This is a genomic window from Pantoea allii, assembly GCF_002307475.1.
Taxonomy (GTDB): Bacteria; Pseudomonadota; Gammaproteobacteria; order Enterobacterales; family Enterobacteriaceae; genus Pantoea; species Pantoea allii.
In genome coordinates this window covers 35024-54607 of sequence record NZ_NTMH01000034.1, presented here as the reverse complement: position 1 = coordinate 54607, position 19584 = coordinate 35024, and the positions used below count along the sequence as shown (strand labels likewise).

21 protein-coding genes are annotated in these 19584 nt (G+C 55.6%); 13 read left to right on the top strand and 8 right to left on the bottom strand.

Annotated elements, in window-relative coordinates:
- The first annotated feature begins 22 nt into the window (after positions 1 to 22).
- Genes cysJ through CMR03_RS13395 form a run of 3 tightly spaced genes read left to right on the top strand, consistent with a single transcriptional unit; the run spans position 23 to position 4274 of the window.
- Positions 23 to 1825 (top strand): NADPH-dependent assimilatory sulfite reductase flavoprotein subunit, encoded by a 1803-nt coding sequence (cysJ, locus tag CMR03_RS13405; RefSeq protein ID WP_096011742.1) that lies wholly within the window; start codon positions 23 to 25, stop codon positions 1823 to 1825.
- A complete protein-coding gene (cysI, locus tag CMR03_RS13400; protein WP_063880746.1) occupies positions 1825 to 3546 on the top strand; it encodes an assimilatory sulfite reductase (NADPH) hemoprotein subunit in 1722 nt (573 codons plus the stop codon). Before cysJ ends, cysI begins: the two co-directional genes overlap by 1 nt.
- Positions 3543 to 4274 (top strand): phosphoadenosine phosphosulfate reductase, encoded by a 732-nt coding sequence (locus CMR03_RS13395; RefSeq protein WP_096011741.1) that lies wholly within the window; start codon positions 3543 to 3545, stop codon positions 4272 to 4274. The genes cysI and CMR03_RS13395 overlap by 4 nt, the downstream gene beginning before the upstream one ends.
- A gap of 120 nt (positions 4275 to 4394) precedes the next feature.
- On the opposite strand, the gene CMR03_RS13390 is transcribed toward CMR03_RS13395, so the two are convergent.
- The 6 genes from CMR03_RS13390 to CMR03_RS13365 form a co-directional block, all read right to left on the bottom strand.
- Positions 4395 to 5666, bottom strand: coding sequence for an alanine racemase (locus CMR03_RS13390; protein ID WP_096011740.1), 1272 nt, complete (start codon positions 5664 to 5666; stop codon positions 4395 to 4397).
- A 9-nt stretch (positions 5667 to 5675) separates the two neighbouring features.
- Positions 5676 to 6413: an amino acid ABC transporter ATP-binding protein gene (locus CMR03_RS13385; RefSeq protein ID WP_096011739.1), complete on the bottom strand. Its 738-nt coding sequence runs from the start codon at positions 6411 to 6413 to the stop codon at positions 5676 to 5678.
- A complete protein-coding gene (locus tag CMR03_RS13380) occupies positions 6410 to 7054 on the bottom strand; it encodes an amino acid ABC transporter permease (protein WP_096011738.1) in 645 nt (214 codons plus the stop codon). The genes CMR03_RS13385 and CMR03_RS13380 overlap by 4 nt, the downstream gene beginning before the upstream one ends.
- Positions 7051 to 7788: an amino acid ABC transporter permease gene (locus CMR03_RS13375; RefSeq protein WP_096011737.1), complete on the bottom strand. Its 738-nt coding sequence runs from the start codon at positions 7786 to 7788 to the stop codon at positions 7051 to 7053. Before CMR03_RS13375 ends, CMR03_RS13380 begins: the two co-directional genes overlap by 4 nt.
- Before the next feature lie 47 nt (positions 7789 to 7835).
- On the bottom strand, positions 7836 to 8675 hold the full coding sequence (locus CMR03_RS13370) for an ABC transporter substrate-binding protein (RefSeq protein ID WP_063880740.1): 840 nt from the start codon (positions 8673 to 8675) through the stop codon (positions 7836 to 7838).
- A gap of 126 nt (positions 8676 to 8801) precedes the next feature.
- A complete protein-coding gene (locus CMR03_RS13365; RefSeq protein WP_096011736.1) occupies positions 8802 to 9194 on the bottom strand; it encodes a RidA family protein in 393 nt (130 codons plus the stop codon).
- A gap of 361 nt (positions 9195 to 9555) precedes the next feature.
- Here CMR03_RS13365 and CMR03_RS13360 point away from each other — a divergent pair, with 361 nt between their 5' ends.
- On the top strand, positions 9556 to 10308 hold the full coding sequence (locus CMR03_RS13360; RefSeq protein ID WP_096011735.1) for an IclR family transcriptional regulator: 753 nt from the start codon (positions 9556 to 9558) through the stop codon (positions 10306 to 10308).
- A 50-nt stretch (positions 10309 to 10358) separates the two neighbouring features.
- On the opposite strand, the gene CMR03_RS13355 is transcribed toward CMR03_RS13360, so the two are convergent.
- Positions 10359 to 10643, bottom strand: a complete 285-nt coding sequence (locus CMR03_RS13355; RefSeq protein ID WP_096011734.1) for a YciI family protein — start codon at positions 10641 to 10643, stop codon at positions 10359 to 10361.
- A 9-nt stretch (positions 10644 to 10652) separates the two neighbouring features.
- A complete protein-coding gene (locus CMR03_RS13350; RefSeq protein ID WP_096011733.1) occupies positions 10653 to 11663 on the bottom strand; it encodes an aminopeptidase in 1011 nt (336 codons plus the stop codon).
- A gap of 253 nt (positions 11664 to 11916) precedes the next feature.
- On the opposite strand from CMR03_RS13350, the gene cysG reads away from it, so the two are divergent.
- The 9 genes from cysG to truD all read left to right on the top strand — a co-directional run bounded on the left by cysG (position 11917) and on the right by truD (position 19397).
- Positions 11917 to 13332: a siroheme synthase CysG gene (gene cysG, locus CMR03_RS13345; protein ID WP_063880735.1), complete on the top strand. Its 1416-nt coding sequence runs from the start codon at positions 11917 to 11919 to the stop codon at positions 13330 to 13332.
- Positions 13333 to 13343: 11 nt separating this feature from the next.
- Positions 13344 to 14252, top strand: coding sequence for a sulfate adenylyltransferase subunit CysD (gene cysD, locus CMR03_RS13340; RefSeq protein ID WP_006120739.1), 909 nt, complete (start codon positions 13344 to 13346; stop codon positions 14250 to 14252).
- Between the two features lie 11 nt (positions 14253 to 14263).
- Positions 14264 to 15691, top strand: a complete 1428-nt coding sequence (gene cysN, locus CMR03_RS13335) for a sulfate adenylyltransferase subunit CysN (protein WP_096011732.1) — start codon at positions 14264 to 14266, stop codon at positions 15689 to 15691.
- On the top strand, positions 15691 to 16296 hold the full coding sequence (cysC, locus tag CMR03_RS13330) for an adenylyl-sulfate kinase (protein ID WP_063880733.1): 606 nt from the start codon (positions 15691 to 15693) through the stop codon (positions 16294 to 16296). The genes cysN and cysC overlap by 1 nt, the downstream gene beginning before the upstream one ends.
- A gap of 55 nt (positions 16297 to 16351) precedes the next feature.
- Positions 16352 to 16672, top strand: coding sequence for a DUF3561 family protein (locus CMR03_RS13325; RefSeq protein WP_063880732.1), 321 nt, complete (start codon positions 16352 to 16354; stop codon positions 16670 to 16672).
- Between the two features lie 168 nt (positions 16673 to 16840).
- A complete protein-coding gene (ftsB, locus tag CMR03_RS13320; RefSeq protein ID WP_063881239.1) occupies positions 16841 to 17158 on the top strand; it encodes a cell division protein FtsB in 318 nt (105 codons plus the stop codon).
- A 3-nt stretch (positions 17159 to 17161) separates the two neighbouring features.
- Positions 17162 to 17878 (top strand): 2-C-methyl-D-erythritol 4-phosphate cytidylyltransferase, encoded by a 717-nt coding sequence (gene ispD / locus CMR03_RS13315; protein ID WP_096011731.1) that lies wholly within the window; start codon positions 17162 to 17164, stop codon positions 17876 to 17878.
- On the top strand, positions 17878 to 18360 hold the full coding sequence (ispF, locus tag CMR03_RS13310; RefSeq protein WP_063881240.1) for a 2-C-methyl-D-erythritol 2,4-cyclodiphosphate synthase: 483 nt from the start codon (positions 17878 to 17880) through the stop codon (positions 18358 to 18360). Before ispD ends, ispF begins: the two co-directional genes overlap by 1 nt.
- A complete protein-coding gene (truD, locus tag CMR03_RS13305; protein WP_063880730.1) occupies positions 18357 to 19397 on the top strand; it encodes a tRNA pseudouridine(13) synthase TruD in 1041 nt (346 codons plus the stop codon). Before ispF ends, truD begins: the two co-directional genes overlap by 4 nt.
- The last annotated feature ends 187 nt before the right edge of the window (positions 19398 to 19584 follow it).

The following is a 19584-nucleotide window of genomic DNA, read 5'->3' as shown; positions in this document are numbered from 1 at the left end:
TGCTACTGGAATTTTTATCGCGATGACGACTCAGGCACCAGGTTCAATGCTTCCGCTCTCTCCGGAGCAACTTGCTCGTTTACAGGCAGCAACGACAGATTTTTCCACCACCCAGCTGGCCTGGCTCTCCGGCTATTTCTGGGGCATGGTCAATCAAACGCCGGGTCAGGCGGTTGCCAGCGCCCCTGCGCAGGCTGAAGCTCCGGCCATTACGCTGCTTTCTGCCTCACAAACGGGTAATGCCCGCCGGGTGGCCGAGCAGCTTCGCGATGACCTGCAGGCGGCAAAACTGACCGTGAATCTGGTCAACGCGGGCGACTTTAAATTCAAGCAGATTGGTCAGGAAAAAATCCTGATCGTCGTGACCTCGACCCAGGGCGAAGGCGAACCGCCGGAAGAGGCCGTTGCGCTGCACAAATTCCTGATGTCTAAAAAAGCGCCCAAACTGGACGGCGCGGCCTTTGCCGTGTTTGGTCTTGGCGACACATCGTATGAATTCTTCAGCAAAGCGGGCAAAGATTTTGACAACCGCCTGGCTGAGTTGGGCGCTGAGCGCCTGCTGGACCGGGTCGATGCCGATGTCGAATATGCTGAGCAGGCCAGCGCCTGGCGTACGGCAATCACTGCGGTACTGAAAGAACGCGTCCCAACCGCGTCCCCGGCGCAGAGTGTGGCCACCGTTGCTGGCAGTGTGAACGACGTCTTCACCAGCCCTTACACCAAAGAGCAGCCGCTTAGTGCCAGCCTGGCGGTTAACCAGAAAATTACCGGGCGCGATTCGGATAAAGACGTGCGTCATATCGAAATCGATCTGGGTGATTCAGGATTACGCTACCAGCCCGGTGATGCGCTGGGCGTCTGGTACGAAAATGACGCTGCACTGGTTAACGAGTTGCTTGAACTGGTGTGGTTGAAAGGCGATGAGCCGGTTGAGGTGCAGGGCCAGACGCTGCCATTGGCAGAGGCGCTGCAGAAACATTTTGAGCTAACGGTTAACACCGCGCAAATCGTGGCGCAGTACGCAGCCTTAGCACGTAACGACGAACTGCTGTCGCTGGTGGATGACAAAGCCAAACTGCAGCAGTATGCGCAACGCTATCCGATTGTTGATATGGTTCGCCTGGCTCCCGCGCAGCTGAGTGCAGAACAGTTATCCGGCTTACTGCGTCCGTTAACGCCGCGCCTCTATTCTATTGCCTCTTCTCAGGCCGAAACCGATACCGAAGTACATATCACCGTCGGTGCCGTTCGCTTTGATATTGAAGGACGTCAGCGCGGCGGCGGCGCGTCCACCTGGCTGGCGGATCGCATTGAAGAAGAGGGCGAGGTGCGCGTGTTCATCGAACACAATGATAACTTCCGCCTGCCCGCCAACCCGGATGCACCGGTCATCATGATTGGGCCGGGCACCGGGATTGCCCCGTTCCGCGCCTTTATGCAGCAGCGCGATAATGACGGTGCCGGCGGTAAAAACTGGCTATTCTTTGGTAACCCACACTTTACCGATGATTTCCTGTATCAGGTTGAATGGCAGAAATATGTCAAAGATGGCCTGTTAACCCATATCGATCTGGCGTGGTCGCGCGATCAGGCAGAGAAGATATACGTACAAGATAAAATCCGCGCCCGTGGTGCGGAAGTGTGGCGCTGGATTGAAGAAGGCGCGCACCTTTACGTCTGTGGTGATGCCAACCGTATGGCAAAAGACGTAGAGCAGGCATTACTGGATGTGGTGGTCGAGCACGGTGCTATGGATCGTGAAACGGCTGATGAATTTTTAAGTGAGCTGCGCATTGAGCGCCGTTATCAGCGAGACGTTTACTAATGACTGAAAAATACCCTGGACCGCTGGTGGTTGAAGGCAAACTGACTGACGCTGAGCGATTAAAAAAAGAGAGCAACTACCTGCGCGGTACTATCGTTGAGGATCTTGATGATGGTCTGACCGGAGGGTTCAGCGGCGATAACTTTCTGCTTATCCGTTTTCACGGCATGTACCAGCAGGATGACCGCGATATTCGCGCTGAACGTGCGGAGCAAAAGCTTGAGCCTCGTCATGCGATGATGTTGCGCTGCCGCCTGCCGGGCGGGATTATCACGCCAACACAGTGGCTGGCGATCGATAAATTTGCCACCGATAAAACCCTTTACGGCAGCATCCGCTTGACCAACCGTCAGACTTTCCAGTTTCACGGTATTCTGAAGAAGAACGTGAAGCCAACGCACCAGATGCTGCACGAAGTGGGGCTGGATGCGCTGGCGACCGCGAACGACGTTAACCGTAACGTCCTGTGCACCTCGAACCCCGTGGAGTCTGAGTTGCATCAGGAAGCCTACGAGTGGGCAAAAAAACTGTCAGAACATCTGCTGCCGCAAACCCGCGCCTATGCAGAGATCTGGTGGGATCAGGAAAAAGTCGCAACCACCGACCAGGAACCGATCCTGGGTGAAACCTATTTGCCGCGTAAGTTTAAAACCACGGTGGTGATCCCGCCACATAACGATGTGGATCTGCACGCTAACGATCTGAACTTCATCGCGATTGCGGAAAACGGCAAGCTGGTCGGCTTTAACCTGCTGGTGGGCGGTGGTTTGTCCATTGAGCACGGCAACAAAGCCACCTATGCCCGTACCGCCAGCGAATTTGGCTACTTCCCGGTGGATAAGATCCTGGACGTGGCGGCGGCCGTGGTGACGACACAGCGTGACTGGGGTAACCGTACCGATCGTAAAAACGCCAAAACCAAATACACCCTGGAACGCGTAGGCGTAGAAACGTTTAAGGCGGAAGTCGAAAAACGCGCCGGCGTGACGTTTGCGCCAACGCGCCCTTACGAATTTACGACTCGTGGCGATCGCATTGGCTGGATCAAGGGCATCGATAACAAGTGGCATCTGACACTGTTTATCGAAAACGGTCGTCTGCTGGATTATCCGGGCCGTCCGTTAAAAAGCGGCGTAGCCGAAATCGCCAACATTCATCAGGGCGATTTCCGTCTGACCGCCAATCAGAACCTGATTGTGGCAGGCGTGCCGGAAAGCCAAAAAGCACAGATTGAAGCGATTGCCCGCGAACATGGCCTGATGGAAAACGTGACGGCCCAGCGCGAAAACTCGATGGCCTGTGTGTCGTTTCCAACCTGTCCGCTGGCGATGGCGGAAGCTGAACGTTTCCTTCCGTCTTTCGTGACGAAAGTCGAAGAGATCATGCACAACCATGGCGTAGGCGAAGAGCACATAGTGTTACGCGTTACCGGTTGTCCGAACGGTTGTGGGCGTGCGATGCTGGCAGAAGTGGGCCTGGTGGGGAAAGCGCCGGGTCGTTACAACCTGCACATCGGGGGTAACCGTATTGGAACGCGCATTCCACGTATGTATCGCGAAAATATTACGGAAAGTGACATTCTCGCCACACTTGATGAGCTGGTAGGTCGCTGGGCAAAAGAGCGCGAGGCCGCAGAAGGCTTTGGTGACTTTGTTATCCGTGCGGGCATCGTTACGCCGGTACTGGACCCTGCGCGCGACTTCTGGCAGGAGGCAAAATGAGTATCGATCTGGCAGCACTGAATGAAATGTCGAAAGTCCAGCGCGCGATGGCGCTGGCCGCGACAAACGCTCAACTGGAAAAAGCCACCGCAGAAGAGCGGGTGAGTTGGGCGCTGGAAAACCTGCCGGGTGCTTATGTGCTCTCCTCCAGCTTTGGCATTCAGGCTGCGGTGTCGCTGCATCTGGTGACGCGCGTGCAACCCGATATTCCGGTCATCCTCACCGATACCGGCTATCTGTTTCCAGAAACCTACCGCTTTATTGATGAGCTGGCCGACCAGCTTAACCTTAATCTGCAGGTGTTCCGGGCAGAAACCTCTCCCGCGTGGCAGGAGGCTCGCTACGGTAAGCTGTGGGAGCAAGGGGTTGATGGCATTGAGCAGTATAACCAGATCAACAAAGTTGAACCGATGAACCGGGCGCTGGAAACGCTGGGCGCACAAACCTGGTTTGCGGGCCTGCGACGCGATCAGTCAGGCAGCCGTGCCAGCCTGCCGGTACTGGGCGTGCAGCGCGGCGTGTTTAAAGTGCTGCCGATTATTGACTGGGATAACCGTCAGATTCATCAGTATCTGCAAACCCACAACCTGAAATACCATCCGCTGTGGGATGAGGGTTATTTGTCGGTAGGCGATACGCACACCACGCGCAAGTGGGAGCCAGGCATGGCAGAAGAAGAAACGCGCTTCTTTGGCCTGAAACGCGAGTGCGGCCTGCACGAAGGCTAACGTACGCGGCGTAACGGTATCAACGGGCGATCCTTATGGGTCGCCCGTTTTGCGATGGGGCCACCGCTGACATCAAAACCCCAGGGAAGGACGTGCGTTAGCCACAGGTGTCCGTGGCAGTCAGAACGCCGTCTCTACACTGTCCACCACCCGGTATTCATCATCCACCAGGGGAAGATAACGCCATTTATCAAACGCCGTGCACGGATGAGAAATGCCGCATCCCACCCAGTCGCCTGGCATCAGCGGCTCATCATTGGGTAAGCGTAAATAGGCATGTTGATCGTTAACCTCACTGATGTGCAAATGGGTGCCGGATCGCGGCGCGGTGCCATCAGCCTGGCGAATCCACAAGGGGATCGGTAAATCCTGATCGAAAGGGACATCTCGTCTGCCGAAATCCAGCAGCGCCAGACCGGGTTCAGGACGGGAAAGAACGCGTCCCCAGATCTCCAGCGCCGCCGCAAAATGGTGGTCAGCGCCGGGCTGGGCAAAAGGCGCAATACGCGCATAAAGCCCGCTATCGTGTGCCATGTAGGCACCCGAGCGAATTAAGGGCTGAACCGGCAGCGGCAGCACGGCCTGGGTAAAGCATTCTGTCACCACATCAAACCATGCTCCACCACCGGCGCTGAGCAGAATCGTATTGCTATGGAACAACTGGCGTTCAGCCAGCCTTCTGGCGCACTCCAGCATCACATGGCAGTAGTGCCGAACTAATGCCACACCAGCGGCGTCCCGCGCGGCACCGAGCGCGCCTTCATAGCCTGCCACACCGACAAGATGAAGATGGCGGCTTTGGGCGAGGCGTTCAGCAATGGCCAGCGCCTCCTCGGCGGTTCTGCAGCCCGTTCTGCCGCCGGGGATGGACACTTCAATCACTACGGCAATCGCCGTATCACCCAGGTTTTGCTCCAGCAATGTGATGCCCGCCAGTGAGTCAACGTAGCAGAGAAAGCCATGATCGGGATGCTGGCGCTGCCACTCGCCAATCCAGCGAATCCCGGCAGGATCGACTAATTCGTTAGCCAGAAACACGTTACGGATACCAAAATGACGCAGGGCGCGCACCTGAGCGGGCGTCGCTGCGCTGATCCCCCAGGCACCGCCCTGCGTCACGGCCCGGCGTAAGACCGCCGGTGCCATTGAGGTTTTGCCATGGGCGGCCAGCATGACGCCTTTCTCCTGACAAAATTGCGCCAACTGCTGCAGGTTATTGTCCAGTGCGGACTGTTTCATCACCATGACGGGCGAAAACACCGACCCGCTGCTCAACACGGCGGTGCCGGCCTCGAGCGGGGCATCGCCCGCGCCAGCAACCGATTTAAAACGGGGCGAGGGCTGCGCGCGATCCAGCTTCGCGTCTGCGACCAGCGGGAAACGTAAAGACATAGCGGCTCCTTAGTGCTCAAGAACGCGTGACAGAAATTGCTGAGTGCGCGGATTCTGCGGATGGACAAAAATGTCGTCCGGCGTGCCTTGTTCAGCAATCACGCCCTGATCCATAAAAACAACGCGATCGGCTGTTTTGCGGGCAAATCCCATTTCGTGCGTCACTACCACCATGGTCATGCCCTCACGCGCCAGCCCGCGCATCACCTCCATCACTTCGCCAACTAATTCGGGATCGAGAGCGGATGTGGCTTCATCAAAGAACATGATTTTGGGCTGTACCGCCAGCGCACGCGCGATGGCCACCCGTTGTTGCTGACCACCGGAGAGCTGAGAAGGATAGTGATCGGCGCGATCAGCCAGTCCGACGCGTTCCAGCGCCGCCATTCCACGTGCGTTTGCCTCTGCCGTTGACAGCTTCTGTGCTTTTATCAGTGCCAGGGTGACATTACCGAGCGCCGTCTTGTGGGGAAACAGGTTGAACTGCTGAAACACCATTCCCACCTGACCACAAATATCACGATTACGTTTTTGGTCATGCAGCGGAACACCGTTAACCCAAATCTCTCCGCCGTCGGCCTTTTCCAGACCGCTCATGATCCGTAATACGGTACTTTTACCGGAACCGGATGCGCCGATCAGCACCAGTACCTCTCCGGGCGAGACATCAAGGCTGATCTCTTTCAGGACTTGCGTCGCGCCAAATGACTTGCTAATCCGACTCAGGGTAATGGCTGCGTTTTTCATGATAACGGGTTCCTGGTTTGCTGGTGCTGGACCCAGCGGGAAAGCGGAAAACAGATAACGAAATAGAGCAGGGAGACCAGGCCATAAACCACGACGGGTTGTCCGATACGGTCGACGATCGCCTGACCCTGATGCATCAGCTCTGACATGCCTATCATGCTGACAATAGAGGTATCTTTAATCAGCGACAGGTACTGACCGACCAGCGGGGGTAAAACGATGCCGCGGGTTTGCGGCAGAATCACGCTGGTAAAGGTCTGCCGCCTGGAGAGCCCAAGTATCCACGAGACTTCCCACTGGCCTTTTGGGACGGCTTCAATACCGCCACGAAAAATCTCGGCAATGTAGGCACCCTGATAAATGCTCAATCCCAAAATGCCCGCGGCAAACAGGTTGATGTCATAGCCGAAATAAGCCACGCCAAAGTAGATAAACATGAGCGTGATAAGCACAGGCGTGCCGCGAAACAGCTCGGTATAGATCACGGCAATTTGTCGGGCGACAGGCAGGCGGCTGGTGCGCAAAATGGCAGCCAACAGGCCAAGCAGGGTACTGCCCACAATGGCGGCCACCGACAGCAATAACGTAATAACCAGACCACGCCATAACAGCGGCAGGCTGCTGAGAATCAGTTCGCTCATTGGGCAGGCTCCCGTTTAACCGTGTGGGACCACATTTTTTTCGCCTGCGACCAGAGGGGCCGTTTGACCGATACCACCAGCGGCGGCATAAACAAATGGCGTCCTACGACGTTGCCCAGCCAGGAAAACAGGTTGCTGAGAAACAGATAGACCAACGCCACCACGCTAAATGTCTGGATGTAGAGCAGCGTACGCGCATTGATGACCGTGGCGGTTCCCGTCAGCTCCGGCAGCGCGATGGCTGACAGCAGTGAGGTGCCCAACAGCAACTGAATCAGGTTGTTGATAATGGCAGGCCAGACGGCGCGCGCGGCCTGCGGCATCACCACGTTTAAAAACCGCTGGCGGCGACTGATGCCAAGAACCCAGGCGGCTTCCAGCTGACCTTTTGGTACCGACTGAATACCGGCGCGAAAGATTTCGGCCAGATAGGCACCGACGTTAATCCCCAGCGCCAGTACGCCCGCCGTAAAGGCACTCATGGTGATGCCCAGCGAGGGAAGCCCGAAGAACACAATAAAAATTTGCAGCAGCACGGGAGTATTACGAATAAATTCAACGTAGCCGTGGCTTAGCCAGCGCAGGGGGGCAAAAGGCGCAGATTTTGCCAGTGCGGCCAGCAATCCCAGCACCAGCGCCAGCATAAAAGCCAGCAGCGTCACCTGAAGCGTTAACCAGGTGGCGGCGAGAAAGGTGTCGGCATACTGCCAGAGTGTCAGCCATTGATAGCTCATAGAAAGCCTCCTCAACAGGACGCAGGCATGACCTGCGTCCTCGCCTGTCAGAACTGCGGGTTCAGCGGATAGCGAGGCTTACTGCCAAACCATTTCTGGTAGAGCTGAGCGTTCTCACCTGACGCGTTTATTTCAAACAGGAATTCGTTGAGATAGTTCGTCCACACCTGATCCCCTTGCTTCACACCGAACGCGTTGTATTCCAGCGGAACCAGCGCTTCGTTGGTGACCTCAAGCGTGGGGTCGAGTTTGGCCTGGTAGGCAAGGAAGTTATTATCTTCAATCATGGCATCGGCCTGCCCCTGCTTAACGGCCAGAATCGCCGCCTGAGAGGAATCGTATTCCTGGATCTTCACATCGATCCCCATGCTGCGGACTTCGTCACCGTTGGTTGAGCCTTTCACGGTAGCAATGGTTTTTCCTGCCATATCGTGGGCCGACTTGATCCCGCTTACTTTGCGGACCAACATTGCTTCGCTGGCCACCACGTAAGGCTGAGTGAAGCCAATCTCTTTGGCGCGCTCCAGGTTACGCGTGAAATTACAGAACACGACATCCACTTTATTGGTTTGCAGATTAGGGATACGGTTCGCGCTGGTGGTGTTAACCACTTCCAGTTTTACGCCCATCGATTTCGCTAAGGATTTTGCCAGATCCACATCGTAGCCGTCGGGATTACCGGCTTTATCGTAAAAGCCGAAGGGCGCAAAGCTCAGGCAGTCACCGACCCGCAACGTGCCACGCTGCAGCACGGTTTGCAGCGTAGACTGCGGCGCGGCACCGGCTTCCGTTTTCTTTTCTGTCGGCGTACAACCGGCAAGAGCGGCAACCGTCAGCAAGGCCGGAAACAGCAGGGTCAATACCTTTTGGTGTGAAGTCGTGTTCATGTTTATTATCTCAAATAAAAGTGTGGTATCACCAACATCAATAAATAATGTGGATGGGACTTTTTTTAATTATCAATTTATTCTGACGGGTGAATGCGTTTTCACCTGTTATACATGAAGAGGATGTTATTTCCGGCCTGAATTAAAACACGTCATATCGACTTCGACTTTGCAATCCACCACCAGGTCTTGCACGCTGCAAATGCGTGCTGGCGGATTTTCATGGAATAGCTCACTAAAGACTTTATTAAATGAGCTAAAGTAGCGGGCATCGGTCAGCACCGCCGTCACATGCACCACGTCCTGAATCTGATATCCCGCTTCCCGCATAATGGTCAGACAGTTTTCAAAGGCCAGGCGCGTCTGCTCAATGATGCCGCCTTCGACCACTTCACCGCCTGTCATCGGTGTCTGCCCGGAGATATACAGCCAGCCGTCGGCTTCTACGGCGCGAGCGAAAGGCAGTTTCTGTCCTCCGGTACCGACACCGCCTTCTGTGCCATAGCGCTTAATTGTCATGCTTATGCCCTTAACATCATCACTGCAACTTGTCTGGTATACCGGAATTAAATCTGCAATACCGGATAGGTTGAGATTTGCACAATGTTATTTTTTTTGCAATAGCCTGCTCCGGGATTATTTTGGTGCTTTACAATCGGCTTCACGAATATTTGTTATTAATGATAAATGTTTTAAATAAATAGTGATCAGGATCTCTTTTTATAATTATGGCATGCTCTCTTTTAGTGCCCCGATAAATAGCATGAAGCGAAAAAAGAAAACGACAGTTATCGTGCACGCCCGTAGGTAAAACAAAGTGGGCTGTGTATGATGTATTCAATTAACCTCAACGTGACGATCCCGGTAGGAGAAGAAGGGTATGCAGGAAGATAAACCCGCCAGAGCGCGCGGCGTGGACCGTGTGATCGCTATTTTTCGTCAGCTACACGTTGCCCGCCAGCCCATGGCGATGCGTGAACTGATCGACGCCACAGGCGCGCCCCGCTCAAGCGTGTATGAACTGGTCAATCTGTTGAGTGAAGCGGGACTGGTCGAAATCGATTCGGAAGGCAGTATCTATTTTGGTCGTGAAATGCACTACTACGGTGCGGATTACATCGCGCACAATCCCCTGATTCGTCGGGCGCATCAGTTAATGATCGAGATGGTTGCCGAGCATGGTGAAACCGTGCAGCTGTGTATGCTGGAAGGCAATAAATATACGGTGGTGCTGTCAGAGAGCAATGCACATCCGTTCAAGATAACCTCGGATATCGGCGTTAAAATTCCTATTCCCTGGACGGCCACCGGTCGCTTGCTGCTGAGCAACTGGAGTGATGAGGCAATTCTGTCCCTGATCCCGGAAGAGGATTATCGGCTGGCGAACGGGAAAGTGCTAAATAAGCAGGATTTTCTGGCCGACATTCATCGGGCGGGACATCTTGGCTACTCCATGACGGAAGGGCTGTCAGAGAGTTTTACCTGCTGTATGGCTGCGCCGATTCGCGCCCGTAACGATCTGGCGGTGGCAGCCATCTGTTTTATGGTCAGCCGGGATACACCCGAAGAACGGCGTCAAATGTTGCTGAAAACCTTGATCAATGCAGGTCAGAAGCTGTCCGACTTTACCTGAACCGACGAGCAATGGGGTTAAACCCGGACTGTCGGCTCAGGGTAAAAGGGCTACAGGTCTTTTAGCACCGCAAGCGCATCGGCTGCGCGCGTCACGTTGACCTTTGTAACCTCATAATGGGCAACAGCGATAAAAGGGTCTTCCGCCAGAATCGCATCCAGCCGTGCGCGCGCAATATCTTTCACCATTATCATGCCGCCCGTGCGGGGATCTTTACGTCCCGCAGCAATAAATACGCCGCTGTTAAAATAGCGATCCAGCCACGTAATGTGGGGTGCCAGCAGGGCGTCTACTTCCTCGATGGGCCGAAAATAGTTCAGGTACACCACATACATTGTCTGTCCTCACACTTTGGGATTGGTTAGCTCACTCAGCAACGGCAGCAGGACTTTCACGCTGTCATGGGTACGCAGGCCAATGCGGCCGGGTAGCCAGTGGTCTAAAAAGTCGAGATTGTCGCGATCGGTCTGATGCCAGGTGGTGCCGTCGGGAAAATGCCGGGAACGGCTGCGCTGCTGTTCGCCATCCTTGCTGCCCAGGTTCCAGTTCCGCGCAGTGACATCCAGCAGGGGAAACCCTGCCGCATCGAAAGGATTGATGCCCTGAAAATCCTTTTCCTGCATCTGGCGGCTGGCGGCAGAAATGCCATAGCGGCGCGCCAGCAGCAGGGCGCGTTCGCTGGTCTGTTTACGCACGGCACGCGGCGTGTTGATGCCGCTGTTGAAATAGAGATGATCGCCCGTAATCAGGCTGTTGAGATCGATAACCAGCAGCGTATTCTTTTTCTCTTTCTCACTCATGCGCGCCACGTAGTCGTCCATGCCGTGCAGCTGTGACTCACTGGCGCTGAGCGCGACAAAGCGCACGCCGTAATGAAGTGGCTGATGGCTGAGCTGTTTTGCCAGTTCCAGCATTACGCCAAGCCCGGATGCGTTGTCATCAACGCCCTGCAAACGCAATCCGCCCAGGCTGCGCGTCGTTTCGCTGCGGCTGAGTGGAATCCAGGTATCCAGGCTGGCAACAACCAGAATCTCCTGAGGTGCGCTGCCTTCACGCGCGGCGATGACTGAGGTGGCCGTGATTTTATGCCAGCGCGACGTGCCGTCATTTTCATGCCAGCTGTAGCCGGTTTTAAACTGTCGGGTATTGGTTGCAAAACCGAGTTCGGTGAACTGCTGTTGCAGATAGTCGGCCGCCATCAACTCAGCCGGACTCCCGCTCATGCGACCGGGAAAGTAAGTAGAAATGTGTCGAACCTGTTGTTCAGCAAAGTGTCCGGTGACGTCGGTCACGGCCTGAGCGCTGAAAATAACGCTGCCAACAAGCAGCGTCGCCAGGCGAAGAAAGGCAGACATGTCGGGTTCCTTGTGGCTCATTCCCTATAAGGACGGTCATATTTTTTCACCCATAGTATGAAACTGTGACGGTGATTACACAATTTGAATCGTCCGGAAAGGCCCATAAGATCATTTGCTAAGCACATTTTGTTCTGAGCTTTTGCCGGGCGTTATTCCATTCAGTAACAACTCATTCCAATTCGTAATTTCATCTCAATAAACCAGGGAACGTATAGTCGCGATAACGCATCGTAACAACACTAGGGTTAACGTGGATTATTTGCCTCTTTTTGCCGATCTCGCAGGCCGACCCGTACTGGTCGTTGGCGGTGGAGATATCGCGGCGCGCAAGATCGAACTGCTGCGTCGTGCTGGCGCGCGCATTCAAATCGCCTCACGCGAACTCTGCCCGGAGCTGCAGGCTTTACTGGATGAGCAACAGCTTGAATGGCTGGCAACCTCCTTTGAACCCGCTCAGCTCGACAAGGTCTTTCTGGTTATTGCCGCCACCGATGACAATGCGCTGAATGCGCAGGTCTACGACGAGGCGAATGCCCGTCACAAGCTGGTCAATGTGGTGGATGATCAGCCTAAATGCAGCTTTATCTTCCCTTCTATCGTTGATCGCTCTCCACTGGTCGTGGCTATCTCCTCCAGCGGAACCGCGCCGGTTCTTGCCCGCATGCTCCGCGAGAAACTTGAAACGCTGTTGCCGTCTCATCTGGGCCAAATGGCCGAACTGGCGGGGCAGTGGCGTGACAAGGTCAAAGCACGTTTCAGCCGTATGTCTGACCGCCGTCGTTACTGGGAAAGAATATTTAACGGCCGTTTTGCCAGTCAGATGGCAACAGGTGACGTTGAGGCCGCGAAACAGACGCTCGACAGTGAACTGGGCGATCAGCCACCCCGACAGGGTGAAATTATTCTGGTGGGTGCGGGGCCTGGCGACAGCGGCCTGCTGACGCTGCGCGGTCTACAGGTGATGCAACTGGCTGACGTGGTGCTCTACGACCATTTGGTCAGTGAGGAGGTCCTCGATCTGGTGCGGCGCGATGCCGACCGTATCTGCGTGGGCAAACGTGCCAGCGCGCATCTGCTGCCGCAGGACGAGATTAACCAGTTGATGGTGCAACTGGCCCAAAAAGGCAAACGCGTGGTGCGCCTGAAAGGCGGTGATCCCTTTATTTTTGGCCGCGGTGGCGAGGAGCTGCAGGCGGCGCAGCAGGCGGGGATTCCGTTTCAGGTTGTGCCAGGTGTCACGGCTGCGGCCGGTGCCACCGCGTACGCCGGTATTCCACTGACCCACCGTGACTATGCGCAGAGCGTGCTGTTTATTACCGGTCACTGTCGTCCGGATAGCGATGATATCGACTGGCCATCCCTGGCGCGTGCGCGTCAGACGCTGGCGATTTATATGGGCGCTGTGAAGGCGGCTCACATCAGCAAACAGCTCATTCTTCATGGGCGCGCCGCGTCAACGCCGGTCGCGGTGATTGGTCGCGGTACCCGGTCTGACCAACAGGTGTTGACCGGCACGCTTGAACATCTTGAGACGCTGGCAGCGTCAGCGCCTTCCCCGGCCCTGTTGGTGATTGGGGAAGTGGTTAATTTACATGGGCAACTTGCCTGGTTTCAGCATTCGGCACAGCAGGGGGCTCGCGAGTCCGCCGTTGTCAATCTGGCTTGAGAGGAAAAACGATGGACCAAAAACGACTCACTCATCTGCGTCAACTGGAGGCGGAGAGCATCCATATTATCCGCGAAGTGGCAGCCGAATTCGGCAATCCGGTCATGATGTACTCCATCGGCAAGGATTCTTCAGTCATGCTGCATCTGGCGCGTAAAGCCTTCTATCCGGGCACGCTGCCGTTCCCGTTACTGCATGTCGATACCGGCTGGAAATTTCGTGAGATGTACGAGTTCCGCGATCGCACGGTGAAAGCCATGGGTGCCGAACTGCTGGTGCATCGCAACCCGGAAGGCGTCGCGATGGGGATTAACCCCTTTGTGCACGGCAGCGCCAAGCACACTGACATCATGAAAACCGAAGGCCTGAAGCAGGCGCTGAATAAGTACGGTTTTGATGCGGCTTTTGGCGGCGCACGTCGTGACGAAGAGAAGTCACGTGCTAAAGAGCGTATTTACTCTTTCCGTGACCGTTTTCACCGCTGGGACCCAAAAAACCAGCGTCCGGAGTTGTGGCACAACTATAACGGTCAGATTAACAAGGGCGAGAGCATCCGCGTCTTCCCGCTGTCTAACTGGACCGAGCTGGATATCTGGCAGTACATCTTCCTGGAAAACATTGAGATTGTGCCGCTCTATCTTGCTGCGCCGCGCCCCGTGCTGGAACGTGATGGCATGCTGATGATGATCGATGACGATCGTATCAACCTCCAGCCAGGTGAAGTCATTAAACAGCGTATGGTCCGTTTCCGTACCCTTGGGTGCTGGCCGCTGACTGGCGCGGTGGAATCTGAAGCGCAAACCTTGCCTGAGATTATTGAAGAGATGCTGGTTTCTACCACCAGCGAGCGTCAGGGCCGTGTGATTGACCGCGATCAGTCCGGTTCGATGGAACTGAAAAAACGTCAGGGTTATTTCTAAGGAGACGCCAGATGAATACCGTAATTGCACAACAGATTGCCGAACAGGGCGGCGTTGAAGCCTGGCTGACCGCACAACAACATAAAAGCCTGCTGCGTTTTCTGACCTGCGGCAGCGTGGATGACGGCAAAAGTACGCTGATTGGCCGCCTGCTGCATGACACCCGCCAGATTTATGAAGATCAGCTGTCTTCGTTACAGAGCGACAGCAAACGCCATGGTACGCAGGGCGAGAAACTGGATCTGGCACTGCTGGTCGATGGTTTACAGGCTGAGCGCGAGCAGGGCATTACCATTGATGTGGCTTACCGCTATTTCTCTACCGAAAAGCGTAAGTTCATTATTGCCGACACGCCGGGGCACGAGCAGTACACCCGAAATATGGCCACGGGCGCATCGACCTGTGATCTGGCGATCCTGCTCATTGATGCCCGTAAAGGCGTGCTGGATCAGACGCGTCGACACAGTTTTATTTCGACGCTGCTGGGGATTAAACACCTGGTCGTGGCAATCAATAAAATGGACCTGGTGGATTATCAGCAGGCTGTGTATGAGCAGATCAAGCAGGATTACCTCGACTTTGCCGGGCAATTGCCTGAAGACCTGGATATTCGCTTTGTGCCGATGTCGGCGCTGGAAGGCGAAAACGTCGCGTCGCAGAGCCAGAGCATGCCATGGTACAGCGGTCCGACGTTGCTTGATGTGCTGGAAACCGTGGAGTTAAACGCGGTGGTGGCTAACCAACCGATGCGCTTCCCGGTGCAGTATGTGAATCGCCCTAATCTCGATTTCCGGGGTTATGCCGGTACGCTGGCATCTGGTGTGGTGAAAGTGGGGCAACAGGTTAAAGTGCTGCCTTCTGGCGTCGAATCCACCATCGCCCGCATCGTAACCTTTGACGGCGATCTACAGGAAGCCGGTGCCGGAGAAGCCATTACTCTTGTCCTGAACGACGAAATTGATATCAGTCGTGGCGATCTGTTAGTGGACGCCAGCGCCGGGCTGCGTGCCGTTCAGTCCGCCACAGTGGATGTTGTCTGGATGGCTGAGCAGCCGCTTCAGGCCGGTCAGAGCTACGATGTTAAAATTGCCGGCAAGAAAGCCCGTGGGCGAGTAGAAAAGGTCATTCATCAGGTTGAGATTAATTCACTGGAGAAACGCCAGGTGGACAGCCTGCCGCTGAACGGGATTGGTCTGGCTGAGTTTACGTTTGATGAACCGCTGGTGCTCGACAGCTATCAGCAAAACCCCGTGACCGGCGGCATGATCATTATCGATCGCCTCAGTAACGTTACTGTGGGGGCCGGGCTGATCAATGAGCCACTGAGCGATCGACCGCAGCATAACGGCGAATTCAGCGCGTTCGAACTTGAACTTAATGCGCTGGTGCGTCGCCACTTCCCACACTGGAATGCGCGCGATCTTTTGGGCGGTCAGTAATGGCCCAGCATGATGAAAACGTCGTGTGGCATGACCATCCGGTGACGCGCCAGGCGCGTGAACAGCAGCACGGCCATCAGGGCGTGGTGCTGTGGTTTACCGGCCTGTCGGGGTCAGGGAAATCGACTGTAGCGGGGGCGCTGGAACAGGCGCTTCACCGCCTCGGTGTCAGCACCTATCTGCTGGACGGGGATAATGTTCGTCACGGACTGTGTCGCGACCTGGGCTTTAGCGATGAGCACCGCAAAGAGAATATCCGCCGTGTTGGCGAGGTGGCTAAACTGATGGTGGATGCGGGTTTAGTGGTTCTTACCGCGTTTATCTCGCCTCATCGTGCCGAGCGCCAAATGGTGCGCGACCTGCTGGACAGCGGCCGGTTTATCGAGGTTTACGTTGATACGCCGCTGGCGGTCTGTGAAGCACGAGATCCTAAAGGGTTATACAAAAAGGCCCGTGCAGGAGAACTACAAAATTTCACCGGTATAGATAGCGTTTATGAAGCGCCGGACCAGCCAGAAATCTCGCTTAATGGGGAACAATTGGTTACAAAACTGACGGCCCAATTGTTAGATCTGCTGCGTCAGCGCGATATTATCAGTTCCTGAACAGACAGCGGCAAAGCGCCTTTCGTTTTGCCGCCTTCGCGTTGACAGGATATTTATGCAGAATATTACTCCCATGCTGGCACGCAAAGACCACGGCACACCGGATGAGCCTCGCTCTGTCCTTCCGGGCGGCGTCATTGGCTTTGTATGTTACTGGTGTGCGCTTGCCATACCTTTCCTGTTGTACGGCTCAAGCACCCTGTTTTTCTTTCTCTACACCTGGCCATTTTTCCTGGCGCTGTTTCCGGTTTCTGTCCTGACAGGCATGGTATTGAATACATGGCTGCGTGGGCAGTTGCTCTGGACCTCTCTGATATGCGTCGTTGCCGTCGCTTGTCAGTTCTGGTTACTGTTCCTGTTTCTGTCTCGCTGGTAGCCAGACTGATGTCTAAACGCAGCAGCAGGTTACAAAAGTTTTCCTGCGTTGCGCCCGATCTTTTCTTCCCTTTTTTGCCTGCGTGAACGGCATTACACGGCATTTTTACTGCCAGTGTGGAGTCCTGAGTAAAGTTATGGGATGATTGGGCCGTTTTTAGGGGGCGGGATGGGAAAACTGACGTTACTGCTGTTGGTGCTGTTAGGTTGGCTGCAATATTCATTGTGGCTGGGTAAGAATGGCATCCATGACTTTTCGCGCGTCGACGACGACGTTGCGGTACAAAAGGCGAATAACGCCAAATTGAAAATGCGTAACGATCAACTCTTTGCTGAAATTGACGATCTCAATGGCGGCTCTGAAGCGATTGAGGAACGCGCACGCAGCGAATTAGGCATGATTAAGCCGGGTGAAACCTTCTATCGTCTGGTACCTGACCAGAACAAACGCAACGCGCAACAAGCTGCGCAAAACCAACAACGATAAAACATGAACAATCAGTCCCACTCTGCGGATGTGATTGCCGTTGTGCCCGCTGCCGGTATCGGCAGCCGCATGCAGGCAACCTGTCCGAAACAGTATCTGACGATTGGTCAGCACACACTTCTGGAACACAGCATTGCCCGCCTGTTTTCCCATCCTGCTGTCACGCAGGTTATTGTCGCCTTAAGCCCTGACGATCGGCATTTTGCCACTTTGCCTCTGGCAAGCGATCCGCGCGTGATTCGCGTGACCGGGGGCGATACGCGTGCTGAATCGGTACTGGCTGGCCTTCAGGCTGCGCAAGGTGCCGGCTGGGTGCTGGTCCATGATGCTGCGCGACCTTGCCTGCATCCTGATGACTTACAGCGCCTGCTGCGGTTACGGGAGACCAGCAAAACGGGCGGCATTCTGGCTGCCCCGGTCTGTGACACCATGAAACGCGGGGAACCCGGTAAGGCGGCGATTGCGCACACTGTCGATCGCGACAACCTGTGGCACGCGTTAACGCCCCAGTTCTTTCCCCGGGCCTTACTTACCGCCAGCCTGACGCGAGCCCTACACGAAGGGGCGACCATCACCGATGAAGCCTCCGCGCTGGAGTACTGTGGCTACCATCCTGAGCTGGTAACAGGTCGTAGCGATAACATCAAAGTTACCCGCCCGGAAGACTTAGCCCTGGCGGCTTTTTATCTTAGTCAGATTCAGTCAAAGGAGAGCACATGATGCGTATCGGTCACGGTTTTGACGTTCACGCCTTCGGTGGAGAAGGTCCGCTGGTGATTGGCGGTGTGCGAATCCCATTTGAGTATGGTTTTATCGCCCATTCTGATGGCGATGTAGCGCTGCATGCCCTCACCGATGCGCTGTTGGGCGCGGTGGCCATGGGCGACATTGGTAAGCTGTTTCCGGATACCGATCCGGCGTTTAAGGGCGCGGACAGTCGCGGACTGCTGCGGGAAGCCTGGCGCCGTATTGAGGCCAAAGGCTACTGTATTGGCAATGTCGACGTCACCCTGATTGCCCAGGCACCTAAGATGCTGCCGCACGTACCGCAAATGCGCATTAATATTGCCGAAGATCTGGGTTGCCATATGGACCAGGTCAACGTCAAAGCCACCACCACGGAGAAACTGGGTTTTACCGGCCGGGGTGAAGGCATTGCCTGTGAAGCGGTCGCACTGCTGCTGAAAGCGGAACCGGCATGACGCTGCATTACCTTTATGGCAAGCCTACAGCGACGGGCGTGATCAAAGCGACAGCGGACGATTTCGTGGTCGTAGAGGATTTGGGCTATCAGCCTGATGGCGACGGTGAACATGTGCTGGTGCGAATCCGCAAAAGCGGTGCTAACACGCGTTTTGTTGCCGAAGCGCTGGCGAAGTTTATGAAAGTGAACGTTCGCGATCTGAGCTATGCAGGTATGAAGGATCGTCATGCAGTCACCGAACAGACGCTGTGCTTTCGCGTTCCCGGCAATGCCATGCCCGTGCTGGCGGGTTTTGCGCTGGAAGGCGTGGAAATCCTTGAGGTCGTGCGTCATAAACGCAAGCTGCGCATTGGCGCGCTGGCGGGAAACGCCTTCCGGCTGGTGATTCGCCAGGTCAGCCATCGCGAGGAAACAGACGCGCGCCTGGTGCGCCTTCGCGACAGCGGCGTACCCAACTATTTTGGCGAGCAACGCTTTGGTCGCAATGGCAACAACCTGGTGACGGCGGTCAGGCTGGCGCGCAACGAGATTCAGATTCGCGATCGCAACAAGCGCGGCCTGATGCTTTCTGCGGCGCGCAGTGCGTTGTTTAATCAGGTCACCAGCATGCGTTTGCAGCAGCAGGGTGGACTCACTCAGGTGATGAACGGGGATGCTCTGCAACTTGCCGGTCGTGGCAGTTGGTTCGTCGCACAGCCGGAAGAGCTGGCTGAGCTGCAGGCGCGGGTGAATCAGCATGCGCTTCGTATTACGGCCCCGTTACCGGGGCAGGGCGATCCCGGCCCGCAGGCCGATGCGCTGGCGTTTGAGCAGCAGTGCCTGGCCGATGCCGGCGAGCTGCGAGGTCTGCTTGAGCGCGAGCGCGTAGATGCCGGGCGGCGTGCCATGCTGGTTGTGCCACGCGACCTGCGCTGGTGCTGGCAGGATGATGCCACGCTGGAGATGCAATTTTGGCTGCCCGCAGGCAGCTTTGCCACCAGCGTCGTCAGAGAGCTGTTAAACAGCACCGAGTCTCTTGAAATGCTTGACGAATAAGCCGCTGCTTCCCCCTGTCCCTCACCACAGGGGAAGCCGCATGGCCTGCTTCTGATGGTTTTCCCCGGCCCGTTGGTTGCCTCATCTGTGCATTTCGTCGCCCTGAATCGTTTCGATATAGGCAAGTACCTGCCCTTTTCCTGCCCACTCGTTTATTTTCGCCTACCACTTCCTCTCGCTCACCGCT

Excerpts from the sequence above, each read along its gene's own strand:
- CMR03_RS13380 (WP_096011738.1), bottom strand. The coding sequence starts at position 7,054 with ATGAGCGAACTGATTCTCAGCAGCCTGCCGCTGTTATGGCGTGGTCTG.
- CMR03_RS13395 (WP_096011741.1), top strand. The coding sequence starts at position 3,543 with ATGAGTATCGATCTGGCAGCACTGAATGAAATGTCGAAAGTCCAGCGC.
- truD (WP_063880730.1), top strand. The coding sequence starts at position 18,357 with ATGACGCTGCATTACCTTTATGGCAAGCCTACAGCGACGGGCGTGATC.
- cysC (WP_063880733.1), top strand. The coding sequence starts at position 15,691 with ATGGCCCAGCATGATGAAAACGTCGTGTGGCATGACCATCCGGTGACG.
- ftsB (WP_063881239.1), top strand. The coding sequence starts at position 16,841 with ATGGGAAAACTGACGTTACTGCTGTTGGTGCTGTTAGGTTGGCTGCAA.
- ispD (WP_096011731.1), top strand. The coding sequence starts at position 17,162 with ATGAACAATCAGTCCCACTCTGCGGATGTGATTGCCGTTGTGCCCGCT.
- CMR03_RS13355 (WP_096011734.1), bottom strand. The coding sequence starts at position 10,643 with ATGTATGTGGTGTACCTGAACTATTTTCGGCCCATCGAGGAAGTAGAC.
- ispF (WP_063881240.1), top strand. The coding sequence starts at position 17,878 with ATGCGTATCGGTCACGGTTTTGACGTTCACGCCTTCGGTGGAGAAGGT.
- cysJ (WP_096011742.1), top strand. The coding sequence starts at position 23 with ATGACGACTCAGGCACCAGGTTCAATGCTTCCGCTCTCTCCGGAGCAA.
- cysI (WP_063880746.1), top strand. The coding sequence starts at position 1,825 with ATGACTGAAAAATACCCTGGACCGCTGGTGGTTGAAGGCAAACTGACT.
- CMR03_RS13370 (WP_063880740.1), bottom strand. The coding sequence starts at position 8,675 with ATGAACACGACTTCACACCAAAAGGTATTGACCCTGCTGTTTCCGGCC.
- cysN (WP_096011732.1), top strand. The coding sequence starts at position 14,264 with ATGAATACCGTAATTGCACAACAGATTGCCGAACAGGGCGGCGTTGAA.
- CMR03_RS13375 (WP_096011737.1), bottom strand. The coding sequence starts at position 7,788 with ATGAGCTATCAATGGCTGACACTCTGGCAGTATGCCGACACCTTTCTC.
- CMR03_RS13390 (WP_096011740.1), bottom strand. The coding sequence starts at position 5,666 with ATGTCTTTACGTTTCCCGCTGGTCGCAGACGCGAAGCTGGATCGCGCG.
- CMR03_RS13360 (WP_096011735.1), top strand. The coding sequence starts at position 9,556 with ATGCAGGAAGATAAACCCGCCAGAGCGCGCGGCGTGGACCGTGTGATC.
- CMR03_RS13325 (WP_063880732.1), top strand. The coding sequence starts at position 16,352 with ATGCAGAATATTACTCCCATGCTGGCACGCAAAGACCACGGCACACCG.
- CMR03_RS13350 (WP_096011733.1), bottom strand. The coding sequence starts at position 11,663 with ATGTCTGCCTTTCTTCGCCTGGCGACGCTGCTTGTTGGCAGCGTTATT.
- CMR03_RS13385 (WP_096011739.1), bottom strand. The coding sequence starts at position 6,413 with ATGAAAAACGCAGCCATTACCCTGAGTCGGATTAGCAAGTCATTTGGC.
- cysD (WP_006120739.1), top strand. The coding sequence starts at position 13,344 with ATGGACCAAAAACGACTCACTCATCTGCGTCAACTGGAGGCGGAGAGC.
- CMR03_RS13365 (WP_096011736.1), bottom strand. The coding sequence starts at position 9,194 with ATGACAATTAAGCGCTATGGCACAGAAGGCGGTGTCGGTACCGGAGGA.